At 73.7% G+C, this 23,455-nt stretch carries 18 protein-coding genes; 11 read left to right on the plus strand and 7 right to left on the minus strand.

Annotated elements, in window-relative coordinates; translation table 11 throughout:
* Nucleotides 1–254 precede the first annotated feature (254 nt).
* On the minus strand, nt 255–1,202 hold the full coding sequence (locus tag ACH4K4_RS10705) for a lipase family alpha/beta hydrolase (RefSeq protein ID WP_398166350.1): 948 nt from the start codon (nt 1,200–1,202) through the stop codon (nt 255–257).
* A gap of 445 nt (nt 1,203–1,647) precedes the next feature.
* Here ACH4K4_RS10705 and ACH4K4_RS10710 point away from each other — a divergent pair, with 445 nt between their 5' ends.
* Nucleotides 1,648–2,058 carry a cobalamin B12-binding domain-containing protein gene (locus tag ACH4K4_RS10710; RefSeq protein WP_073759125.1) on the plus strand — a complete coding sequence of 137 codons (411 nt, stop codon included), beginning with the start codon at nt 1,648–1,650 and terminating at the stop codon, nt 2,056–2,058.
* Between the two features lie 26 nt (nt 2,059–2,084).
* Here ACH4K4_RS10710 and ACH4K4_RS10715 read toward each other — a convergent pair whose 3' ends face one another.
* A complete protein-coding gene (locus tag ACH4K4_RS10715; RefSeq protein ID WP_398167155.1) occupies nt 2,085–3,851 on the minus strand; it encodes a DUF5691 domain-containing protein in 1,767 nt (588 codons plus the stop codon).
* Between the two features lie 108 nt (nt 3,852–3,959).
* Complete coding sequence (locus ACH4K4_RS10720) at nt 3,960–5,312, minus strand: SWIM zinc finger family protein (protein WP_398166352.1); 1,353 nt, start codon at nt 5,310–5,312, stop codon at nt 3,960–3,962.
* 166 nt (nt 5,313–5,478) lie between these two features.
* Here ACH4K4_RS10720 and ACH4K4_RS10725 point away from each other — a divergent pair, with 166 nt between their 5' ends.
* The 7 genes from ACH4K4_RS10725 to sucD all read left to right on the plus strand — a co-directional run bounded on the left by ACH4K4_RS10725 (nt 5,479) and on the right by sucD (nt 14,782).
* Entirely contained in the window at nt 5,479–6,600 is a 1,122-nt protein-coding gene (locus ACH4K4_RS10725; RefSeq protein ID WP_398166353.1) for an AAA family ATPase, read from the plus strand.
* Complete coding sequence (locus ACH4K4_RS10730; protein WP_398166354.1) at nt 6,597–9,026, plus strand: DUF5682 family protein; 2,430 nt, start codon at nt 6,597–6,599, stop codon at nt 9,024–9,026. Before ACH4K4_RS10725 ends, ACH4K4_RS10730 begins: the two co-directional genes overlap by 4 nt.
* Nucleotides 9,023–10,186 carry a VWA domain-containing protein gene (locus tag ACH4K4_RS10735; RefSeq protein ID WP_398166356.1) on the plus strand — a complete coding sequence of 388 codons (1,164 nt, stop codon included), beginning with the start codon at nt 9,023–9,025 and terminating at the stop codon, nt 10,184–10,186. The genes ACH4K4_RS10730 and ACH4K4_RS10735 overlap by 4 nt, the downstream gene beginning before the upstream one ends.
* Nucleotides 10,187–10,358: 172 nt before the next feature.
* Nucleotides 10,359–11,276, plus strand: coding sequence for a hypothetical protein (locus tag ACH4K4_RS10740; RefSeq protein ID WP_398166357.1), 918 nt, complete (start codon nt 10,359–10,361; stop codon nt 11,274–11,276).
* Nucleotides 11,277–11,403: 127 nt separating this feature from the next.
* Nucleotides 11,404–12,273: a hypothetical protein gene (locus ACH4K4_RS10745; RefSeq protein ID WP_398166358.1), complete on the plus strand. Its 870-nt coding sequence runs from the start codon at nt 11,404–11,406 to the stop codon at nt 12,271–12,273.
* Nucleotides 12,274–12,692: 419 nt separating this feature from the next.
* Nucleotides 12,693–13,874 (plus strand): ADP-forming succinate--CoA ligase subunit beta, encoded by a 1,182-nt coding sequence (sucC, locus tag ACH4K4_RS10750; protein WP_398166360.1) that lies wholly within the window; start codon nt 12,693–12,695, stop codon nt 13,872–13,874.
* Between the two features lie 23 nt (nt 13,875–13,897).
* Nucleotides 13,898–14,782, plus strand: a complete 885-nt coding sequence (gene sucD, locus ACH4K4_RS10755; protein WP_360136458.1) for a succinate--CoA ligase subunit alpha — start codon at nt 13,898–13,900, stop codon at nt 14,780–14,782.
* 83 nt (nt 14,783–14,865) lie between these two features.
* On the opposite strand, the gene ACH4K4_RS10760 is transcribed toward sucD, so the two are convergent.
* Complete coding sequence (locus ACH4K4_RS10760; protein WP_398166361.1) at nt 14,866–15,936, minus strand: hypothetical protein; 1,071 nt, start codon at nt 15,934–15,936, stop codon at nt 14,866–14,868.
* Between the two features lie 75 nt (nt 15,937–16,011).
* Between ACH4K4_RS10760 and ACH4K4_RS10765 the strand changes: the two genes are divergently transcribed.
* Complete coding sequence (locus ACH4K4_RS10765; protein ID WP_398166363.1) at nt 16,012–17,997, plus strand: DUF6350 family protein; 1,986 nt, start codon at nt 16,012–16,014, stop codon at nt 17,995–17,997.
* Nucleotides 17,998–18,029: 32 nt separating this feature from the next.
* On the opposite strand, the gene ACH4K4_RS10770 is transcribed toward ACH4K4_RS10765, so the two are convergent.
* Complete coding sequence (locus ACH4K4_RS10770) at nt 18,030–19,097, minus strand: hypothetical protein (protein WP_398166365.1); 1,068 nt, start codon at nt 19,095–19,097, stop codon at nt 18,030–18,032.
* A 264-nt stretch (nt 19,098–19,361) separates the two neighbouring features.
* On the opposite strand from ACH4K4_RS10770, the gene purN reads away from it, so the two are divergent.
* Together purN and purH are read left to right on the plus strand one after the other, a co-directional pair.
* Nucleotides 19,362–20,015 (plus strand): phosphoribosylglycinamide formyltransferase, encoded by a 654-nt coding sequence (gene purN / locus ACH4K4_RS10775; protein ID WP_398166367.1) that lies wholly within the window; start codon nt 19,362–19,364, stop codon nt 20,013–20,015.
* Nucleotides 20,012–21,571: a bifunctional phosphoribosylaminoimidazolecarboxamide formyltransferase/IMP cyclohydrolase gene (gene purH, locus ACH4K4_RS10780; protein WP_398166368.1), complete on the plus strand. Its 1,560-nt coding sequence runs from the start codon at nt 20,012–20,014 to the stop codon at nt 21,569–21,571. The genes purN and purH overlap by 4 nt, the downstream gene beginning before the upstream one ends.
* A gap of 90 nt (nt 21,572–21,661) precedes the next feature.
* Here the strand turns inward: purH and ACH4K4_RS10785 are convergent, their stop codons facing one another.
* A complete protein-coding gene (locus ACH4K4_RS10785) occupies nt 21,662–22,252 on the minus strand; it encodes a hypothetical protein (protein WP_398166370.1) in 591 nt (196 codons plus the stop codon).
* 267 nt (nt 22,253–22,519) lie between these two features.
* Nucleotides 22,520–23,320 (minus strand): RDD family protein, encoded by an 801-nt coding sequence (locus ACH4K4_RS10790; RefSeq protein WP_398166372.1) that lies wholly within the window; start codon nt 23,318–23,320, stop codon nt 22,520–22,522.
* Nucleotides 23,321–23,455 lie beyond the last annotated feature (135 nt).

The raw sequence follows: 23,455 nt of genomic DNA on the forward strand, positions 1-23,455 counted from the left end.
CGACAATCTTCGGCAGGTTTCGGGCTTCTTGACAACGGGCATTTGGCCGCCTTTCGGCGGACACTATGCGCGTTCTTGGCGCCGCGTTCGAGGGCCGTTCGAGCCGCCCCGGGGCGGCAGGGGATCAAACGGAAGATCAACCGGCCGATCCGCGGCAGATCGGCCGGGAGTCCGGCCGGAAGGACGAATGGGCGGGTACGACCTTGGAAAGTGCCCGCCCCGAGGCGACCCGGAGAAGCCGGACGAAGCGGTGGTCAGGCGACCGAGGACGTGCTCGCGCTGCCCTCCGCTTCCTCCTCGGCGCTCAACACCTCCCGTATTCCGGCGGCGACCGTGCCGTTGACCGCGAGCGTGAGATGCCCGAGCCCGGATACCCGCACGCTCCGGGTGATCAAATCCTGGTGATCGATACACGCGGTCTTCGACGGGATCATCAGCTCGTCCAAGTCGCTCCAGAAGCAGACGAAATGCGTCCGGCAATTCGGGGCGGGGCGCTCCAACTCCACGATCACGTCGGAATGCGGACCCAGCTGCCGTACGAGCGGGTGGACCGATGCCAGGGAGGCGAGCCGGGTGCCGCCGTGCGGGGTACCGAGGGTGACCAGGGTGCGGACGCGGAGGTCGCCGCCGAGACGCTGGACGTAGTAGCGGGCGACCAGGCCGCCGAGGCTGTGCCCCACCAGGTCGACCCGGCTGTGGCCGGTCCGCCCGCAGAACTGCTCGACGTGGTCGCCCAGCAGTCCGGCGGCCTTGCGGAGGTCGCAGGTGAGCGGCGAGTAGTTGAGCGCTTCCACGTGGCGCCAGCCGTGCCTCAGCAGTGAGCGGCGCAGCGCGACGAAGACGGAACGGTTGCCGCTGAGCCCGTGCACCAGCAGGACTGGCGGGTGGCCGCGGCCTTGCGTGGTCGGCGACGTCGTCCGTCCGGCTGCTGCCGGGGTGACCGTGCCGATGGCGGTGCCGCCTGCGGTGCCGATGCCGATGTCGGGGGCAGTGCCGATGTCGGTGTCGGTGTCGGTGTCGGGGTTGGGGCCGGGGTCGGTGCCGAGTCCGTGTCCCGTGCCGGGGGCGGTTCTGGGCTGTTCCTGATGGATGCCGGTCGGATACAGCAGAAGGTGCCCGACGATTAACGCCAGCTCCACCACCGTCGCGCGCAGCAGTACGGACGGGCGGGCCAGACAACAGAGAAAGGGCAAGGCCTTCATGGCCGACCTCCCGAATGGCACGCGGGAGATCACTCTGTCCCCCGTATGCCCTCATGGGCAGCCGATTCCGGCGACGTACACGTACATGAACGAGCGGCTGCCAGTGAACGAGCTGCTGCCCGGACGTACGGATGCGAAGGCGGATGCGTTCAACGGCCGGGCCTCCGTGCCGTGCGGCTGACGGCGCGGAGGCTCGGCGACCTCACTGCGGCTCCCCGAGCGCCCGTCCCGCATACCTGAAGCGACGCGGAACGCAACGCGTAGCGAACGTGTCCCAATGTGTGATTTCCCCCTCCCTCCGTGTCACGAAACGGCCGCGTACGGGATGCTGGCGATAACGTTCGTTCACGCTTGGGGCGGCCGACGCGGCCGCTATTCGGTTGTCGGCCGGCGGCCCTGTCCCGTACAGGTGCCGTCCGGTGCCGAGCAGGGCTGGGAGGCAGTGATGGGTGTGCAGGGTCCGATCCGCGTGGTGGTGGCCAAGCCGGGGCTCGACGGGCACGACCGGGGGGCCAAGGTCATCGCGCGGGCGCTGCGCGACGCCGGCATGGAGGTCATCTACACCGGGCTGCACCAGACCCCGGAACAGGTCGTGGACACCGCGATCCAGGAGGACGCCGACGCGATCGGGCTGTCCATCCTGTCCGGTGCGCACAACACGTTGTTCGCGAAGGTCATCGAGCTGCTCAAGGAACGGGACGCGGCGGACATCAAGGTGTTCGGCGGCGGGATCATCCCCGAGGCGGACATCGCGCCCCTCAAGGAGCTGGGAGTCGCGGAGATCTTCACGCCGGGGGCGACGACCTCGTCGATCGTGGAGTGGGTCCGGGCCAACGTGCGCCAGCTGGCGGCCTGAGGCACCCGGGAGGCGGGCGGGCCGGCTCACGGGGCCAGCTCCGCCCGCATCGTCGCGCGCAGCCGCAGCGTGCCCACGAGGCGCTGGAACGCCTCCGACCAGTAGCCGACCGCGCCGGGCGAACCGTCCGCGGGCTCGTCCGGGGTCGCGGTGAGCATGTCGAGCCGGTCCGCCGCGCCCGGGTCCAGGCACCGCTCGGCCAGGCCCATCACCCCGCTGAAACTCCACGGGTAACTGCCCGCGTCCCGGGCGATGTCCAGCGCGTCGACCACCGCCCGCCCCAGCGGCTCCGACCACGGCACCGCGCAGACCCCGAGCATCCGGAACGCGTCGGACAGGCCGTGGGCCGCTATGAACCCCGCGACCCAGCGGGCACGTTCGTCCGCGGGCAGGACCGTCAGCAGCTTCGCCAGGTCGCGCGACGAACCGGCCGCGCCGTCGGCGCCGGTGGTGCCGCCCGCGGCGGCGGTGGCGGTGGCGGGGGAGCCGAGCAGGGCGCGCGCCCAGGAGGCGTCACGCTGCCGTACGGCCGCGCGGCACCAGGCGTCGTGCAGCTCGGTGCGCCAGCCGTCGGCCACCGACAGGGCGACGATCGCCGCCGGCTCCCGGCCGCCCAGCCACCGGCTCCAGCAGCCCAGCGGGGCGGCCTCCAGCAACTGCCCGAACCACCAGGCCCGCTCGCCGCGCCCGGTCGGCGGCCGGTGGACCACCCCGTCGCGCTGCATCGCCGCGTCGCACGCACGCGGCGCCTCGACGGCGAGCGTCCAGGAGGCGTCCTTACCGGAGGCGTCCGTATCCGAGGTGCCCGTATCCGAGGTGCCCGTACCGGAGGCGCCCGTGTTCGTGGCGTCCGTGGCGCTGCGCTCGGTGCGCACCAGAGAGACGCAGGGCCGGGCGCGGGCGGCCATTCGCGCCGCGAGGGCGGTACCGGGCAGGGACGAGAGCAATTCCGCCGCCGTGCCGCGGACGTTGCGGCTGCGGTCGGACAGCGCCTGCTCCAGGAACGGCTCGTCGGCCACCGTCAGGCCCTCCCGCAGCGAGTCGAGGAACATCAGCCGGTCCTCGGCGCGTTCGGATTCCCAGGTGGCGGCGAGGAGAGCGCGGCCCGCCGCCGGGTCCCGGCGGCGCAGCGCCGCCAGCAGCGAGACGCGCTCCGCGAACAGCCCCTCCTCCCAGAGGGCGCGTACGGCCTCGGGCTCGTCCGAGCCGGGCAGCGCGGCCGCACTCCCGATGCCGCGCAGCGCGAACTTCCACTCGCCGTTGAACCGGGCCAGCCACAGCGCCCGCGGACCGGCGAAACCGAGGGCCGCGGGGCGCAGGTCGGTCCGCGCGCGGGCCGCGTCGAGCAGCGCGGGCAGCAGCGCCTCGGGAGCGCGGTAGCCGTATCGGGCGGCGGCGGTGAGCCACTGCGGCAGCAGTTCGGTCAGGTCGGGGGCCGTGCCGCGGCGGTGGCCACCGGCGGTGCCGTCGCGGTCGGCGAGCAGCAGGGCGAGCCTGCGCCGCGCGGCCGGCGGCAGCGGGGGGCGCGGGTCGGGCGGCGCCGGTACGGGGCGCTCCCGGGCGGGCGCGGGGCGCAGCGCGGCCCGGCGCCGGACCGTGCTGACCGCCGCCGCGTCCAGCAGCGCGGCGGCGGCGCTCTGGCCCTCGCGGGCGGTGACGGGTGGCGTACGGCGTTCCGTACCGAGAAGCGCCGCGCTCACCAGCTCTTCCCAGGAGGGCTCGGCAGCGGCGGTGGTGCCGTGCTGCCTTCCGGCGCCGTGCTGCCTTCCGGCGCTGCGGTCGGTGTCGATCATGGTCATCCCCCAGACGGTGATCGTGCGGGCGGGCGGTCGGATGGACGGTCGGACTGACTGGCGGTACAGGCGGGCGGGCGGTGGTGCGTGCGACCCGGCCCGCCGGGGTCACAAGGCGACCGGCTCCGGGTCCCAGGCGGTCAGGGGAGCGAAGCCGCGGTGGCCGCACTCGCCGAAGACCGTGACCGGCTCGCCGCCGGATATGGCGGCCAGGCGCCACAGTCCCGCGCGCCCCGCGCAGCGCGGATCCACGGGCAGCGCGGACTCGCCGTGCGCGTCGGCCAGTTGCCACCGTTCGCCGTCGCGCCCCGGTATCGGTACGACGTCCTTCAGGACCACCGGCCAGGCGTCGAGCCACGGATCGTCGCGCAGTGCGTGACCGTACGCGGCAAGCGCGGCATCGGTGCCGCCGCCCGGCGGCACCGCGCCGCCCGGAACCGGGTCGGCGTGCCGCGCGCCCAGGGCGACGCGCAGCGGTCGGGCTCCCGGGTAGAAGGCGAGGTCGGCATCCAGGACGAGCCCCCGCGGCAGCGAGAGGTCCAGCGCGCGGCCGGGCCCGCCGAAGGAGAGGTGCAGCGCCATGCGCCCGGTCCGCTCACCGCGCAGCCATATCCGCCTGCTGGTCAGCATGGCTTCGGTGGCGTCCTGTTGGGCGAGCACCAGCCAGCGGTCGCGTACGGTCGCGGTGTCCGGGCCGGCGAGGACGTCGGCCGCTTCGGTGGTCAGCCCGACACGGGTGCGGACCGTGGCGGCGAGGGCGGACGGCAGGCGGTCGATACCCAGGAACGCCTGGTCGAGCAGGTGGATCAGCGCGCAGTCGGCGAGCAGGCGGGACGGCCAGTCGGAACCGGACGCCACTACCGGGCCCAACTCCCGTACGCGTGACGCGAGGCCGGGCGCTTGGGCGTCCACCATGCGGGCCGCCGTCTCGTCCCACGCGCCGTACCCCTCCCTCTCGACACCGGCCAGCCCGGAGCGCAGCAGGTCCTCCAGGCGCTGCTCCAACTCCGCGGCCCCGCTGCCGATGCGCTGGGCCCGCAGAACCGCCCGCCGCCGGGCAGCCTCCGGCCCGCCCCCGGGCGCCGAACTCCCGCCGCTCCCACTCTCCTTACGGGTGCGCTGTCGGTGCGCGGCGAGCCACTCCTCCGCCCACGCCGGAGGCTCGCCGTCGACCACGACGCCTTCGCCGCCCACCCGCAGAAGCATCAGGCCCAGCGCGTGCTTGCAGGGCAACTTGCGGCTCGGACAAGAACACTTGAAGGCCGGCGCGGCCATGTCCACGACGGTTTGGTACGGCCCGCCGCCGCTCCCCTGACACAGCCCCCACACCGCGTCGCCCCGCATCCCGCTCTCCGGCCACGAGCCCGGCGCCGCCAGCTCGCCGCCCGCCCTGCGCGACGATTCGTCGGGCGCGAGCGCGAGCACCCGGTCCGACGTCCGGCATTCCCCCTGCTGTTTCATGCCCCAAACGCTACGAGCCCCCACTGACAATCGCCCTGCCCGCGCACGAAGTAGCTGGTCAGGGCGGGCTTTCCGGTGATTGTCAGTGGTGTGGTGCAAGGTGGTTCACGCAAGCGGCCGGCGGTTGGCGGGGTGCGGGCCGCACACCTTGCGACGAGGGGGGACCATGCCCGAGAACACCACCGGAGGGCTCGGCGGCGACGGACCGGCGCAGGCGCTGCGCCCGCACGCCGAGGACGCGTTCGCGGACGAGTTGAAGGCCCTGGCCGCGGCCGACGACCGGCCGCGGCCGGAGCGCTGGCGGCTGTCGCCGTGGGCGGTGGCGACCTACCTGCTCGGCGGCACCCTGCCGGACGGCACGGTCGTCACGCCGAAGTACGTGGGCCCGCGCCGCATCGTCGAGGTCGCGGTGACCACGCTCGCGACCGACCGGGCGCTGCTGCTGCTCGGTGTGCCCGGCACGGCCAAGACGTGGGTGTCCGAGCACCTGGCGGCGGCGGTCAGCGGCGACTCGACCCTGCTCGTCCAGGGCACGGCGGGCACACCGGAAGAGGCCATCCGCTACGGCTGGAACTACGCGCGGTTGCTCGCGCACGGCCCGAGCAGGGAGGCGCTGGTGCCGAGCCCGGTCATGCGGGCGATGGCACAGGGGATGACCGCGCGCGTCGAGGAGCTGACCCGCATCCCCGCCGACGTGCAGGACACGCTCATCACCGTGCTGTCGGAAAAGACGCTGCCGATACCCGAGTTGGGCCAGGAGGTCCAGGCCGTACGCGGCTTCAACCTGATCGCCACGGCCAACGACCGCGACCGCGGGGTCAACGAACTCTCCAGCGCGCTGCGCCGCCGCTTCAACACGGTCGTACTGCCGCTGCCCGCGACGCCCGAGGAAGAGGTGGACATCGTCTCCCGGCGCGTCGAGCAGATCGGCCGCTCCCTGGACCTGCCGCCGGCGCCCGCCGGGACGGACGAGATCCGCCGCGTCGTGACGGTCTTCCGGGAGCTGCGGGACGGCGTCACCGCCGACGGGCGGACCAAGCTGAAATCCCCCTCGGGCACGCTGTCCACGGCCGAGGCCATCTCCGTACTGACGAGCGGACTGGCACTGGCGACGCACTTCGGCGACGGCGTGCTGAGGTCGGGGGACGTGGCACCGGGCATCATCGGCGCCGTGATCCGTGACCCGGCGGCGGACCGGGTCGTCTGGCAGGAGTACCTGGAAGCGGTCGTGCGCGAGCGCGACGGGTGGAAGGACTTCTACCGCGCCTGCCGTGAGGCGGGGTCATGAACCGCCGGGCGGACCGGCCGCTGCTGCTGGGGGTGCGGCACCACGGCCCGGGTTCGGCACGGGCGGTGCGGACGGTCCTGGACCGGTACGCGCCCCGTGCCCTGCTGGTCGAGGGCCCGCCGGAGGCGGACACACTGGTGGCCCTCGCCGCCGACGAGGCGATGCGGCCCCCGGTGGCGCTGCTCGCCCACGTGCCGGCCGATCCGGGCCGGGCGGCGTTCTGGCCGCTGGCGGAGTTCTCCCCGGAGTGGGTGGCGATCCGCTGGGCGCTGGCCCGTGACGTACCGGTGCGCTTCATCGACCTGCCGGCGGCCCACTCCCTGGCGCTCGGCGAGGAGGCCCCGGGAGAGGAAGGCACGGAGGAGACAGGGACCGGCCGGGCGGTCGAGGCGCGGATCGATCCGGTGGCGGTGCTGGCCGAGACCGCCGGGTACGACGACCCGGAGCGCTGGTGGGAGGACGTGATCGAGCACCGCGCCGGCGGCAGCGGCGAGGCGCGCCCGCAGGACACCGCGGGCGGTACCGACCCGCTCGCGCCGTTCGAGGCGCTGGCCGAGGCGATGGGCGCGCTGCGGGAGGCGTACGGCGACGGCGGGCACGACCGTGACCTGGTGCGCGAGGCCCATATGCGGCTGCGGCTGCGGGAAGCGCGCCGGGAGTACGGCGAGAACGTCGCGGTGGTGTGCGGGGCGTGGCACGTACCGGCGCTGGACCTGCGGACGACGGTGACCGCCGACCGGCAGCTGCTCAAGGGCCTCCCCAAGGTGAAGCCCGAGGTCACCTGGGTGCCGTGGACCCACCGCAGGCTCTCGCGCCGCAGCGGGTACGGGGCGGGCATCTCCTCGCCCGGCTGGTACGGCCATCTGTTCGGCGCGCCGGACCGGCCCGTCGAGCGCTGGATGACGAAGGTCGCCGGGCTGCTGCGCGAGGAGGACTACGCCGTCTCGTCCGCGCACGTCATCGAGGCCGTACGGCTCGCCGAGGCGCTGGCGACGCTGCGCGGGCGGCCGCTGGCGGGGCTGGCGGAGGCCGGTGACGCGGTCCGCGCGGTGCTCGGCGAGGGGTCCGACGCGCCGTCCGCGCTGATCCACGACCGGCTGGTCGTCGGCGACGTACTGGGCCGGGTGCCGGACGGTGCCCCCGCCGTGCCGCTCCAACGGGACCTCGCCCGCAGCCAGCGGTCGCTGCGCCTCAAACCGGAGGCGGCGGAGCGGGAGCTCGACCTCGACCTGCGCAAGGAGACGGACGCCGGGCGCAGCCGGCTGCTGCACCGGCTGCGGCTGCTCGGCGTGCCGTGGGGCGAGCCGGTGCGGGCGCGCGCGAGCACCGGCACGTTCCGGGAGAGCTGGCGGCTGCGCTGGGAGCCCGAGCTGTCCGTCCGGGCCGCCGAGGCGGGTGTCTGGGGCACGACCGTGGAGGCGGCCGCGACGGCCAAGGCGCGGTCCGACGCCCTCGGGACGACCTCCCTCGCCGCCGTGACGGCCCTCGCCGAGCGCTGCCTGCTCGCCGCGCTGCCCGACGCGCTCCCCGTGGTCGTGCGGGTGCTGTCGGACCGGGCCGCGCTCGACGCGGACGTGGGACACCTGGCCCAGGCGCTGCCCGCGCTGGTGCGCTCGGTGCGCTACGGCGACGTACGGGGTACGGGCACCGCCGCGCTGGGGGAGGTGGCCACCGGGCTGGCCGAGCGGATCTTCGTCGGCCTGCCGCCCGCCTGCACGGGCCTGGACGCGGACGGCGCCGAGCAGATGCGCCGCCACCTGGACGCGACCCACCACGCGGTGGGCCTCCTGGACGAGGGCACGGCCGCCGCCTGCACGCCCGCGGCCGGCAGCGACGCCGGGCCGGCCACGGGTGGCGGCCTGCGGGAGCGCTGGGCCGTGGTGCTGCGGAAGCTGGCAGAACGGGAGGCGGTTCCCGGCCTTATACGGGGGCGGGCGTTGCGGCTGCTGCTGGACGACGGGCGGCTGGCTGCCGAAGACGCCGAACGGCTGATGGGGCTGGCCCTGTCGCCAGGGAGCCCGCCACCCGAAGCGGCGGGCTGGATCGAGGGGTTCGCGGGCGGTGACGCCGGGGGGTTGCTGCTGGTGCATGACGAACGGCTGCTCGCCCTGGTGGACGGCTGGCTGACGCGCGTACCGCCGGATGCCTTCACGGACGTACTGCCGTTGCTGCGGCGGACGTTCGCCGCCTACGACGAAGGAGTGCGGCGCATGCTCGGAGAGTTGATACGCCGCGGCCCGGCAGCCGGGGCCGGGACTGACGGGGCCGGGTCTGCCGGGGCGCTCGGCGGCCAGGAGGCGGCGGCGATCCCGGGCTTCGGCCCCGGCCTGGACCGCGACCGGGCAGCGGCCGTACTGCCCACCCTGCGCACCCTGTTGGGAACACAAGAGACCGGAACGACGGAGCGTACGGGGGCGGCCGGATGAACGGGACGGAGGAGCGGCTGCGGCGGTGGCGGCTGGTGCTGGGCGGGGACGGCGCCGACGGGACCGGCTGTGAGCTGCGGGGGCGTGACGCCGCCATGGACGGGGCGCTCGGCGCGCTCTACGGAAACAGCAGACCGGACGGTGCGGGCCCCGCCGGCCCGCGGGCGGCGGGGCTGGGCGCCTCGGCGCCGGGCGTGGCCCGCTGGCTGGGTGACATCCGTACGTACTTCCCCACCTCCGTCGTCCAGGTCATGCAGCGGGACGCGATCGAACGGCTCGGCCTGTCCGCGCTGCTGCTGGAACCGGAGATGCTGGAGGCCGTGGAGGCGGACGTACACCTGGTGGGGACGCTGCTCTCGCTCAACAAGGTCATGCCGGAGACGACGAAGGAGACCGCGCGTGCCGTGGTGCGCAAGGTCGTCGGACAACTGGAGAAACGCCTGTCGTCCCGCACCCGCGCCACGCTGACCGGCGCCCTGGACCGCTCGGCGCGCGTCAGCCGGCCCCGGCACCGGGACATCGACTGGGACCGCACGATCCGCGCGAACCTGAAGAACTACCTGCCCGAGCACCGCACGGTCGTCCCCGAGCGGCTGATCGGCCACGGGCGGGCCGCGCGGTCGGTGAAGAAGGACGTGGTGCTGTGCATCGACCAGTCGGGGTCGATGGCAGCCTCCGTCGTCTACGCCTCCGTGTTCGGCGCCGTGCTGGCGTCCATGCGCGCCATCGCGACCCGGCTGGTCGTCTTCGACACCGCGGTGGCCGACCTGACCGACGACCTGGACGACCCGGTCGACGTGCTGTTCGGCACCCGGCTGGGCGGCGGTACGGACATCAACCGCGCGCTCGCGTACTGCCAGTCCCGGATCACCCGGCCCGCCGACACCGTCGTCGTCCTGATCAGCGACCTCTACGAAGGCGGCATACGCGACGAGATGCTCAAACGAGTGGCGGCGATGAAGGCGTCCGGCGTGCAGTTCGTGACGCTGCTCGCGCTGTCGGATGACGGAGCGCCCGCGTACGACCGGGACCACGCGGCGGCCCTGGCCGCCCTGGGAGCCCCCGCGTTCGCTTGTACGCCGGACCTCTTCCCGGAGGTGATGGCGGCCGCGATCGAGAAGCGGCCACTGCCGATACCGGACATGACGGAGCAACGGTAACGAGAGCCTCAGGGGGCTTGCGTGGCACCTGGCCTGTCGTGCAAGGATCAGGCCCTGCCAGCGTGTTGGCCGTACCGCCCGCACCGGCCGCGTAGCCGCAGCCGGTCATGCCCCGGCCTCCGTGCGCCCTGGCTCCCCACACGTTCTCCGGCCCGCCGAAAAGGATCTTCCCGTGTCTGCTGCGCCCGCCCTGCCTGCCGCTGCGCGCCTGCCGCGCACCGCGGTGGTGCGGAGTGCGCTGCTGGCGGGGCTGTTCCTGGCGGGGTTCGTGGCGCTGGGGCTCGCGTTCGGCGGCGGTGCGCACGCGGCGGACCGCCCGGCGGGCATGAAGCCGCAGGTCGGGACGGTGGCTACGCAGGCGTCGGTTGACGCCTCGGCGGCCGAGGCCGGGCGGGAACTGGAGCGCGGCGGCAAGACAGCCGTGGGCACGGTGACGCAGACGCCGGTCGGCAAGGCCGTACGGCCCGTTGCCGAGCGGACCGCACCGGCCGCCGAAGAGGCCGCGGGCCAGGCCACCGAGCCGGTCACCGCACCGGTACGGGACGTGGTGCGCAAGGTGCGCCAAGCGGCCGACGCGGGCTCGCTTCCCGTAGAGCTTCCGGGCCGGATTCCCGGTGTCGGCGGTAACGACAACGGCAACGGCGGCGGGGACAGCGGACGCGGCGACGACGGGCGCGGCGAGCAGCCGCACCAGGGTTCCGGTCCGCAGCATGGCCTTGGTTCGCAGCACGCCGTCGGAACCGGCGGTCAGCAGGACGCAGCACGTGTCAAGTCGCTTGATTGCGCGCCAACTTGGGCGCGTATGAGCGGACTTCGTGACGCCTCGCCGCAGCCCGCGCAGCGTGCCGGTTCGGCGTCGGAGCAGCAGCCGGGCCAAGGGTCTGGCGGCCTTCCCGGCCCGCTCCCGCAGGGGCCCGCTCCCTCGGCCTCGCACACCGCCGGCGACGGCCACGGCCCGCGCGGTGGGGACCAGTTCGCGGCCGTACCGGTGCATCCCGCGCACTTCGGGCTGGTGCCCGGAGGCGTCCTCGCGGCCGCCGAGCCGCCGACGCGGCAGCGTGCCGCGGACATCCTCGAATTCCCGGGCTAGGGCAGACCTTCAGACCTCCAGCGTCTGAGTTCCCCCGTCCGCAGACCTCGCGTCTGCTCAGGACCTGCCGCGCGGGGGCGGGACAGGTCTGCCCGTCGATCCCTGAATTCGAAGGACTTCCCTCATCATGCGTACGCACATCCGTCGTTCCATCGTCGTAGCCGCCGCCGCTTCCGGCCTGTGGGCCCTGGGCTCCGTCGCCGCCAACGCCGCCGGCCTTCCCGGCACCGCCGACCTGCCCGCCACCGGCGCGGTCACCGACACGGTGGGCAAGCTGCCCGCCGGTGACGTGGCCGGCCAGGTCACCGGCGGCGACGTCCACACCCAGGACCTGCCGACCGGCAGCCTCCCCACGAAGGACCTGCCCGCCAAGGGGCTCCCCACCAAGAACCTGCCCGCCACCCCGAACCTGCCCGCGACCGACGGCCTGGGCCAGGCCGGTGACCTGGGCAAGGCTGCTGACCTGGGCAAGGTCGCCGACCTCGGCAAGGTCGGCGACCTCCCCAAGACCGCCGACCTCGGCAAGGTGACCGACACCGCGCAGGGCGCTCTGGCCACCACCCGCCCGGTCGTCGACAGCACCACCGCCGACGTCCTGCCGCCCGTCGCCCAGCGCGTCGTCGGCAAGGTCGTGCCGGTCGCCCAGGGCGCCGTCGGCGGCGTCGGCCTGCTCGCCGGTGACGCGGCGGGCCAGGCGAACCCGTTCGCGCAGGGCGTCGCGGGCGGTGCGCAGACCTTCGTGCAGGGCGTGGCCACGGACGCCACTCCGTTCGCGCAGGGCCTGGTCGGCACCGTCAAGAACGACGCGACCGGTATCGCCGGCGGCGTCACCGCGGGTGCGCAGGACGTGCTTCCGGGCCAGACCCTGCCCGCCGTGCCCGCCCTGCCCGCCGTCCCCGGCGACCTGACCAACCCGGCCAACATCCCGGCGCTGCCGACTCTCCCGGGCACCACGTCGCTCCCGGCCCTTCCGGCCCTTCCGGCCCAGGGCGTCTGACCGTCACCGGCAGGCGGCGGGGCGCACGCACAGGGTGGTGTGCCGTACGTCCGTACCGCCGCCCGTGACGCAGGTGAGTGAACAGCCGGGTGGCTTCCCGTGGGGAGGGAGCCACCCGGCTTCGCGCTGTGCGCGGGACCGGACGGGCGGGCAGGCCGTCCACCTGGCGGCCACCCGCCCGTACCCCTCTGTGACCTGTGACCGCCGTCTCTGTGACTGTTATCACCGCCGCAGTGTGATCTGCGATTTAGGGACCCCGGTCCTGCGGGGATAACCTGCGAGACGGACATGCCGCGTACCGGCCACCGTGTACGCCTCCCTCAGTGACAGCGCAGTCACGTTGCCCTTCGCGGCACGCCCATGCAGACAACGAACCGCGATCACTACGGCGATTCTGAGTAGACAAGGGACGGACGCGCGTGGACCTGTTCGAGTACCAGGCGAGGGACCTCTTCGCCAAGCACGGTGTACCGGTGCTGGCCGGTGAAGTCATCGACACGCCTGAGGCGGCACGCGCGGCGACCGAGCGCCTCGGCGGCAAGTCCGTCGTCAAGGCGCAGGTGAAGGTCGGCGGCCGCGGCAAGGCCGGCGGCGTGAAGCTGGCCGCGAACCCGGACGAGGCCGTCGCCCGTGCGACGGACATCCTCGGCATGGACATCAAGGGCCACACGGTCCACAAGGTGATGATCGCCGAGCTGTCCCCGGAGATCGAGGCGGAGTACTACGTCTCGTACCTCCTCGACCGCACCAACCGCACCTTCCTGGCCATGGCCTCGGTGCAGGGCGGCATGGACATCGAGGAGGTCGCGGAGAAGACCCCCGAGGCCCTCGCGAAGGTTCCGGTCAACGCCGTCGAAGGCGTGGACATCGAGAAGGCCCGCGAGATCGTGGCCCAGGCGAAGTTCCCGGCCGAGGTGGCCGAGGGCGTCGCCGAGGCCATGGTGACCCTGTGGAAGACCTTCGTCGCCGAGGACGCGCTCCTCGTCGAGGTCAACCCGCTGGTGAAGACCAAGGACGGCCGCATCCTGGCCCTGGACGGCAAGGTCTCGCTCGACGAGAACGCCGACTTCCGCCAGCCGGAGCACGAGGCCCTGGAGGACAAGGCCGCGGCCAACCCGCTGGAGGCCGCCGCCAAGGCCAAGGGCCTGAACTACGTCAAGCTGGACGGCCAGGTCGGCATCATCGGCAACGGCGCGGGTCTCGTCATGAGCACCCTGGACGTCGTCGCGTACGCCGGTGAGAAGCACGACAACGTCAAGCCCGCCAACTTCCTCGACATCGGTGGCGGCGCCTCCGCCGAGGTCATGGCGAACGGCCTGGAGATCATCCTCGGCGACCCGGACGTCAAGTCCGTCTTCGTCAACGTCTTCGGCGGCATCACCGCCTGCGACGAGGTCGCCAACGGCATCGTCCAGGCCCTGGAGCTGCTCAAGTCCAAGGGCGAGGACGTCACCAAGCCGCTGGTCGTCCGCCTGGACGGCAACAACGCGGAGCTGGGTCGCAAGATCCTGAGCGACGCCAACCACCCGCTGGTCCAGCGTGTGGACACCATGGACGGCGCGGCCGACAAGGCCGCCGAGCTCGCCGCGGCTGCGAAGTAAGGGATAGAGGGACTCAGACCACCATGGCTATCTTCCTCACCAAGGACAGCAAGGTCATCGTCCAGGGCATGACCGGTGCCACGGGCATGAAGCACACCAAGCTCATGCTGGGCGACGGCACCAACATCGTCGGCGGCGTGAACCCGCGCAAGGCGGGCACCGAGGTCGACTTCGACGGGACCTCCGTACCCGTCTTCGGCTCGGTCGCCGAGGCGATGGAGAAGACCGGCGCCGACGTGTCCGTCATCTTCGTGCCGCCGAAGTTCGCCAAGGCCGCCGTCGTCGAGGCGATCGACGCCGAGATCGGCCTGGCCGTCGTGATCACCGAGGGCATCGCGGTGCACGACTCCGCCGCCTTCTGGGCGTACGCGTCGAGCAAGGGCAACAAGACCCGCATCATCGGCCCGAACTGCCCCGGCCTGATCACCCCCGGCCAGTCCAACGCCGGCATCATCCCGGGCGACATCACCAAGCCCGGCCGCATCGGTCTGGTGTCGAAGTCCGGCACGCTGACCTACCAGATGATGTACGAGCTGCGCGACATCGGCTTCACCTCGGCCGTCGGCATCGGTGGCGACCCGGTCATCGGCACCACCCACATCGACGCTCTGGAGGCCTTCGAGGCCGACCCGGAGACCGAGCTGATCGTCATGATCGGTGAGATCGGCGGCGACGCCGAGGAGCGTGCGGCCGACTTCATCAAGGCCAACGTCACCAAGCCGGTCGTCGGCTACGTCGCGGGCTTCACCGCGCCCGAGGGCAAGACCATGGGCCACGCCGGCGCCATCGTCTCCGGCTCCTCCGGCACCGCCCAGGCGAAGAAGGAGGCCCTGGAGGCCGCCGGCGTCAAGGTCGGCAAGACCCCGTCGGAGACCGCGCGCCTGGCGCGCGAGATCCTGGTCGGCTGACCCAGGTACGCATCGGCGCGGGCCCGTACTCCCTCCGGGGAGTGCGGGCCCGCGCTTTTCGTGCGCACGGGCGCGCCATGGCCCTAACGGGCCTGCGGGACGCCCTGGCCCGCCCCCACGGCCCTCCCGCGCGCCGCGCCGGACGCCCCGGCCTGCTGGGCGCGTGCGCGCCTGGCCCGCTCCGCCCGCACCTTCTCCGCCCGCGCCTTCGCCGCCTTCGCCTGCTCCGTACGGCCGCCTTTGGCCGCCGTCCCCGGCGTGGGGGAGGAGGCCAGCGCCGGGGGCCCCGCGGCCGGCGGGCCGGGGAGGGTGCCCGCCTCCTGGACGAGCGTGAAGGTGGTCGCCACCGCGATCAGCGCGGTGAGCCCGAACGCGCCCTGCGTCATCCGGCTGACGGTGCGCTCGCCGCCGTTGCGCACGACCCCGGCATCCGGTGGCGCCACCGGCTGGGTGGCGGCGAGTTCGGCCAGCCGCTCGCGCAGGATCTCTCCCTGGCGTACAGGTGTCGCCTGTGTCAGGCCGAGTTCCGGCAGCCGGTCGGCGATGACCTGCCGCGCGTGTGTCAGCCGCCCGGCCGTCGCCGGCGTGCTGGCCTCGACCTCCGCGGCCGTCTCGCTCAGGTCCAGGCCGAGGCCGTCGTGGAGGAGCAGGGCGCGCCGGTACGGGGCGGGCAGGCTCAGTACGGCGTCCCGCAGCGCGCGCTGCGGGGGAGTGGCGGGCGGTGGGGCGGGCGCCTTGGGGGTCGGCCGCTGCGCGGTCCGCATGCCGGGGCGCATGCGGTGCCAGGGTGACAGCGCGTACTCGTGGACCATGGCCCGGATACGTCCTGGAGGGTCCGGGTCCACTGCCATCTCGGGCCAGCGCTGCCAGGCCGCCTGGAACGACCGTTCGACGGCCTCCTGAGAGAGAGGGCAGTGGCCGGTGAGCACGATCGCCTGGCGGGTCAGGTCGGGTGCGTGCCGTACGTACAGGGCGTCGAAAGCGGCGGCGGGGGTGGCGGTGGGGCTGGGTGACGCGGCGTCAAGGCATGGAGCGGGCGGGCCTTCTGGCGGCGCGTCCGGTGCCGCGGCGGCCGTGGGGGCGTCCGAGGCGGTGGCGGGGGCGCCCGGAGAGGTGGTGGCCTTCGGGCGGCTCGGCGGTGTGAAAAGGTGCATAAGCATATATTGAGCGACACGTCCGGCAAACGCCTGCTCCATGGATGAATCGTGTGTTGTTGGCAGCATGGCGGCGTGAGCCAATTGACCGACCGCGGCCCGACGTTGTCGTCGCGCGGCCGCGCCGCCACCCAGCGGTCCGCCGCGCTCGGCACCGCCTTCGTCGGCGGCGTGCTGGCCGCCGGGCTCGGGCTCGGCGCGTTCGCCGTCGCGGTACTGCTGCTCTGGGTGGCCTCCCCGTACCCGGACAGCGACCCGTCCAGAGCCCTGCATCTCGCCGCCGACCTGTGGTTTCTCGCCCACGGAAGCGATCTCGTACGGGGCGTGACGCTCTCCGGCGACCCGTCGCCCGTCGCCGTGACACCGCTGCTCCTGACGGTCCTGCCCGTCTGGCTGCTGTACCGGTCGGCGCGTCACATCCTCGAATCCCCGGCCTGCGGCGACACCGGCGCGGGCCGGGGCACGGGCCCGGCCACGGACGCGCGTCCCGAACCGGCGGGCCCGGACCCGGCCCCGGCCTCCGGTCCGGACCGCGCCGACCCGGGCGAGCCCGAGGAGCCGCCGGCCCCCACCGGCCCCGGCCTCCTCCACCCCGAGGACATCGACCCGGAGCCCGGCCCCCGGCTCCTCCTCGGCTGGGTACTGGCGGGCTACCTGCTCGTCGCGGCCGCCGCCCTGCTGTACGCCTCGGCGGGCCCGCTGCACGTCGAGCCGCTGAGCGCCTTGCTGTACGTACCGTCGGCCGCCGCGGTGACCCTCGCCGTCGCGGCCTGGCACGCCGTCGGCCGGGATGCCTTCGTGCCGCTGCCCGGACCGGTCCAGCGTGTCCGCGAAGGGCTGCCGCCCGGACTGCGGGCCGCACTGGAGGGCCCGCGGCTGACCGCCGCGCTGCGCGCGGGCGCCGCGGGCCTCCTGGCGCTGCTGCTCGGCGGCGCGCTGCTGGTACTCCTCGCCCTCGGCTGGCACGCACCCGTGGTCCGCGCCGAATTCCTCGCCCTCGCCCCCGACTGGGCGGGCCGGTGCACCGTGCTGCTGCTCAGCCTCGTCCTGCTGCCGAACGCCGTCGTGTGGGGGCTGGCGTACGGGCTCGGTCCGGGCTTCACGCTCGGCGCGGGGAGCACGGCCGGGCCGCTCGGCGCCGCCGGGTATCCGGCGCTGCCGCACTTCCCGCTGTTCGGCCTGGTTCCGGAAGCGGGCGGCGCGGGACCGCTGCACTGGCTGACCGCGGCCGTACCGCTCGCCGCCGGGGTGGCGCTGGCCAGGTACGCCACGCTCACCACGAAGGCGTACGCGGCGGCGGCCCGGACGGCGGCGGACGGCGCGTCCCCGCCGAAAGCGGCCGCCGCGGAGTCCTGGGACGCGGCCGTGGCCGCCGGGTGGGCCGGCTGGCGGGAGACGGCCGCGGCCGCCGGACTCGGCGCACTCGCCTGCGGGGCGGTGTCGGCGTCGCTCGCCGGGCTGGCGGGCGGCGCGCTGGGCAACTCGGCGCTGTCCCACTTCGGTCCCGGCTGGTGGCAGACAGGGGCGGCGGCTACCGGCTGGACGGCCTTCGTCGGTGTCCCGGGAGCCCTCGTCGTGCGCGCCTGGTGGCTGCGCGGCGCGCCCCGGCCGCCGAAGCCCGCGCCGAGGCCGCGTGTGAAGTTCCGTACGCGGGTCGCGCGCGCCCTGCGGTGGCTCGCCAAGGCGGCCCTGGGTGCCGGGCGTCTGGTGTGGGCCGCGGCCCGCTTCTGCGGGCGGACACTGGGCCGTACGGCGGCCCGTCCGCTGCGCCGCGCCCCCGAATGCCCGGAACCGTACGACTACGCCCACGACCGCGACTACGGCTGCGCCTACGAGGACGGCCCCGGCGCGGAACCCCGCCCGCAGCAGCCCTGGCACGACACCGGCACCCGCCGGGCCCGCTGGTCGGCACTCCGCGCCTCGTCCGGCGGCCTGATGACGGAGTTCGACCCCGTCCTGCCGAGGGAGCAGGAGACGGACTTCCCGTACGAGGAGCCGGCCACCGCGCCCGCCGCGACCTCCGGAAACGCCTCAGCCGCCGCTCCAGAAGGCGGCGGCTGAGGAGATTTTGGGCCGGCAGGGCCCCTGCCGGGCTATTCCCGCTGGGCGCTGAGCAGCGGACGCAGCTGCTCGGGCAGCAGCTTCTCGCAGGACTGCGCGGCGGACTTGGTCAGCGCGTCGTTCACGCACGTGAAGTAGTCGCGGTAGACGAACTGGAGCGTGAAGGACGCCGCCACCATGACCAGCGCCAGCGAGGCCGTGACCAGACCGGCCACCGCCGCCGTCGTCTGCGGCCGGGTGGAGCCCGGTGCCGACGAGGGGCCCGCGGTGGAAGTGCCTGCGGCATCCGTACGGGGCGGGGCCTGCCCCGAGACGTCGGCGGCGGTGGCCCGCGCGCCGCCGCCCGCGCGGGCCGGCTTGGCGCGCAGCGAACTGATGCCCCAGTACAGGGCGAGGGCGGCCAGCAGCAGAGCGATCTCCGGCAGGTTGAACAGGACGAAGAAGAAGCCCCACATGCCGGCGAGCAGCGCGTAGCGGGCGCGGCGCTGTGCCGGGTCGGTCGGGTCCCAGCGCAGCCCGCCGGGGCCGCCGGGGCCGCCCTGGCCGCCCGGCCCCTGCTGGCCGCCGCGGCCGCCGCCCTGCCGCGTACCGAAGCCGCCGCCCTGGCGGCCCGGTTGCCGGCTGCTCCACTGGCTGCCCCACGCGGACGGCTGCCGGTCTCCCGACTGCTCCTGCTCGCCGTCCTGCCCCTGGCCCTGCTGCGGGTGGCGGGGCTGCCACAGCTGGTCGGGGGCGTCGGCGGGCGGCGGCGCGAACGGGTTGTCGCGGTCCTGCTCCCGGTTGCGGCCCCGGCCCGAGGGCCGGCTGTGGGCCCGCTCCCGGGCGGGCGTCCCGGCATCCCCTGCCGGGCCCGCACCGTCCGTCGCATCAGCGGCCCCGTCCGGCGAATCCGGGGACCCGGCCGGCTCCGGCGAGCCGGGAGAACCACCGGTGCCCGACGAGCCCGGCCGGCCCGGCGAACCCGGAGCGCCCGCGGAATCGGAGGACTGCTTGCGCTCGCGCAGCAGCACCGCCCCGGGAGCGGCGGCGGGCTGGGGGCACCTCCCAGCGATGGCTGGGGGAGGGAGGAGGAGAGCCGCGCGGCGGCGTCGGTCCGGCATCTGGAGTGTGTCTTCCCCTTGTCTCGTCCGTACGTCCGACAGGTGGGCCGGGCGGGCGGATACCACGAACAGCGTGCGTTCTCACGCCCGACGCTACCTCCCGCGTGCGCCCCCGTCCCGTGGGGGCCGCGCGGTGTGCCGGTATCGTTGCTGACGGTCGGCGCCTTCGTAGGGTTCCCCGGTTTCCGGCGACCCATGGTTTTGTACGACCGCACAACACCGCACACCGCCGTACAGCAGCACCGCGCGAGAAAGAGCTCCGCCGTGGCCTCCGCTTCTTCGTCCTTCGCCGTTCCCGCCGCTTCCCCGGCGCGGATCGTCGTCCTCGTCTCCGGTTCCGGCACGAACCTGCAGGCACTGCTCGACGCGGTCGCCGCCGAGGGAGGCCGGGCGTACGGGGCCGAAGTGGTGGCCGTCGGCGCCGACCGCGACGGCATCGCCGGGCTGGAGCGCGCCGAGCGGGCCGGGCTGCCGACCTTCGTGTGCCGGGTCAAGGACCACGCCGACCGGGCCGCCTGGGACCGCGCGCTGGCCGAGGCCACCGCCGCGTACGAGCCCGACCTCGTCGTCTCGGCCGGCTTCATGAAGATTTTGGGCAAGGAGTTCCTCGCCCGCCACGGCGGCCGGATCGTCAACACGCATCCGGCCCTGCTGCCGAGTTTCCCCGGTGCCCACGGCGTGCGCGAGGCCCTCGCGTACGGCGCCAAGGTCACCGGGTGCACCGTCCACTTCGTCGACGACGGCGTCGACACCGGCCCGGTCATCGCCCAGTCAGCGGTCGAGATCCGGGACGAGGACGACGAATCCGCGCTGCACGAGCGCATCAAGGAAGTCGAGCGCAAGCTGCTCGTCGAGGTCGTGGGGCGTCTGGCCCGGCACGGCTACCGCATTGAGGGACGAAAGGTACTGATCCCGTGACCGCCGAAGCAACGAAGCGGCCCATCCGCCGGGCGCTGGTCAGCGTCTACGACAAGACGGGCCTCGAAGAACTGGCCCAGGGGCTGCACGCGGCGGGCGTCCGGCTCGTCTCGACGGGCTCGACGGCCGCGAAGATCGCCGCGGCCGGCGTCCCGGTGACCAGGGTCGAGGAGCTGACCGGCTTCCCCGAGTGCCTGGACGGCCGGGTCAAGACGCTGCACCCCAAGGTGCACGCGGGCATCCTCGCCGACCTGCGCCTGGAGGACCACCGGCGCCAGCTCGACGAGCTGGGCGTGGAGCCGTTCGACCTGGTGGTCGTCAACCTCTACCCGTTCGGCGACACCGTGGCCTCCGGCGCCGGACCGGACGCGTGCGTGGAGCAGATCGACATCGGCGGGCCCTCGATGGTGCGCGCCGCCGCCAAGAACCACCCGTCGGTGGCCGTGGTCGTCAACCCGGACCGCTACGAGGACGTGCTCAAGGCGGCCGCGGACGGCGGCTTCGACCTGGCGTCCCGCAAGCGGCTGGCCGCCGAGGCGTTCCGGCACACCGCCGAGTACGACGTGGCCGTGGCCTCCTGGTTCGCGGGTGACTACGCGGGCGACGGCGGGGAGTTCCCCGGCTTCCTCGGCGTGACGTACGAGCGCAAGAACGTGCTGCGCTACGGCGAGAACCCGCACCAGGCGGCGGCCCTGTACACCGGCGGCTGCGGCGGCCTGGCCGAGGCCGAGCAGCTGCACGGCAAGGAGATGTCGTACAACAACTACACGGACACCGATGCCGCGCGCCGGGCCGCGTACGACCACACCGAGCCCTGCGTGGCGATCATCAAGCACGCCAACCCGTGCGGCATCGCGATCGGCGACGACGTCGCGGAGGCGCACCGCAAGGCACACGCCTGCGACTCGCTGTCCGCCTTCGGCGGCGTCATCGCCGTCAACCGCCCGGTGTCCGTGGCGATGGCCGAGCAGGTCGCGGAGATCTTCACCGAGGTCATCGTCGCCCCCGGCTACGAGGACGGCGCCGTCGAGGTGCTGTCCCGCAAGAAGAACATCCGGGTGCTGCGCTGCCCCGAGGGCCCGCAGCCGCCCGCCGAGTTCAAGCCGATCGACGGCGGCGGCCTGGCACAGGTCAAGGACGTCCTCCAGGCCGAGGGCGACGACCCGGCCAACTGGACGCTGGCGGCGGGTGAGCCGCTGAGCGACGGTGAGCTGGCCGAACTGGCCTTCGCCTGGCGGGCGTCGCGCGCCGTGAAGTCCAACGCGATCCTGCTCGCCAAGGACGGCGCGACGGTCGGCGTCGGCATGGGCCAGGTCAACCGGGTGGACTCGGCGAAGCTGGCGGTGCAGCGGGCCGGCGAGGAGCGGGCGCGCGGCTCCTACGCCGCCTCCGACGCCTTCTTCCCCTTCCCCGACGGGCTGGAGGTGCTGCTGGAGGCGGGCGTCAAGGCCGTGGCGCAGCCCGGCGGTTCGGTCCGCGACGAGCAGGTGATCGAGGCCGCGAAGGCGGCCGGCGTGACGATGTACCTGACGGGGACGCGGCACTTCTTCCACTGAGCCGCACCGACGCGAAAGGCCCGTCTCCCGTGTGCTGCGGGAGGCGGGCCTCGGCGTGTGCGCCGGGCGTGTCCGGCCGGCGCGGGCGGGTCAGTAGCGCGGGCGCGTGAACCACGCCTGGCCGTCCTGCTTGGCCGCGAAGACGATGATGAGGATGGACATCACGAAGTTCGGGATGCCGTAGATCGCGATGGCGAAGGGAATGCTGCACAGGATCGACACGGCCCCGAAGATGATCGTGCCGATGCGGATGCCGTTGGCGCCCTTGGAGTACTGGAGCGCGAGCACCAGCGCGACCGCCGCGTAGGCCGCCATGAGGATCATGCAGAAGACCATCATGCCCTTGCCCGCGTTCAAGAGGCCCTCGGTGTCCCCGCCCAGGCCGCTGTACTGCGACGAGGTGCTGCTCAGCTTGTTCAGGCCGACGGTCATCATGATGATGCCGATGACGCCCGTGACGGCGAGGACGTAGAGCATGACGCGGGCGGCCTTGATGCTGCCGGGCATCTGGTTCGGCGCAGGTATGCCGGGCATGCCGCCCGGGCCCACGGGGCCCGCGGGGAACGGGGCGTAGGGCTGCTGCTGCATCGGCTGCTGCTGCGGGTAGCCGTACTGGGGCTGGGGCGGGCCCTGGGGCTGGCCCTGGGGCGGGCCGTACGGGTTCTGGTTCGGGTAACTCACGAGCGGTGTCCTTCGAGCGGTGTGATCCGGTGTCAGCCGGTGCTGCACGGTTCCGGCGGTACCGGGTGATGTAGGAGATCGGTAAGAGCCTACGGGCCGGAGAAGGCCCCCTCGCGCGAATTTGTGCAAGGGCCTGTCGTCGGATTCGCGTCGTTTCGCCCGGAGGGCGGGCCGCGCGACGTCTGGTGCGTGCGATCGCAAGGCGCCGCGCGGCAGGCGGGAATCCGACGACAGGCCCTAGGGGGCCCCGGGTGGCGTTCGTGCTGCTTACTGGCTGCGGACTACCACCGAGCCGACGATCTTGTCGGCGAAGGTCTGCGACTTGTCGTCCCACAGCGGCCACCAGTAGCCGAGACCGCACAGCGGGGCGTCCACCGCGTGGCAGATCTTGCGGACGAGGGCCATGCCGAAGCCGAGCGGCTGGCCGGTGGCCTCGCGGACCACGCGGATGTGCAGCGCCTTCTTGCCCGGGGTCTGGCCGGTGGAGCCTTCCTTGACGAGCAGGAAGATGCCGCCGCAGAGCGCGGTCAGGGCGGCGATCACGATCAGGATGATCGCGAAGACCGGAACGCCGACGGCGTCGTCGTAGGCGTCCTGGATGCACTGGTAGTTGGTGCCGCAGTAGGACGTGTCCGGTCGCGTGCTGGTGGTGGAGCTCGCGGTGACGACGCCCGCGATGATGTACAGGATGACCGGGAGCGCACCCACGATCAGGCCGTCCAGCAGGGCGGCGCCGACGCGCGCACCCCAGCTCGCGTAACCCTGCGGCATGCCCATACCCGGCATTCCGGGCTGCTGGCCGTAGGGCACCTGCTGCTGCGGGTAGCCGTACGGCTGCTGCTGCGGCACCTGCGGCTGGCCGTACGGCTGCTGGGGAGCGCCCTGCGGCGGCTGCTGGGGGTAGCCGTAGCCCGGCTGCGGCTGCGGGGCCTGCTGCGGGTAACCGTAGCCCGGCTGGCCCTGCGGGGGCGCCTGCTGGCCGTACGGGGCCTGCGGCGGCTGGCCGTACGGGCCGGGCTGCCCCTGGGGCGGCTGGCCGTACGGGTTGTTCGGGTCGCCAAAGCTCATTGGCTGATTTCCTCCGTTGTGTCCAGTGGGGGACGGCAGGGCATGCTCGGAGGAAAAGTAGCGATAGTGGCCCGCCCCCCGATGTTGCCTGCGGCACTGAACGGCAATACTTCTAGTTGCGCATTATCGTTGTCC

The sequence above is a fragment of the Streptomyces sp. NPDC017529 genome, from assembly GCF_044329785.1.
In the GTDB taxonomy this organism is placed as follows: Bacteria; Actinomycetota; Actinomycetes; order Streptomycetales; family Streptomycetaceae; genus Streptomyces.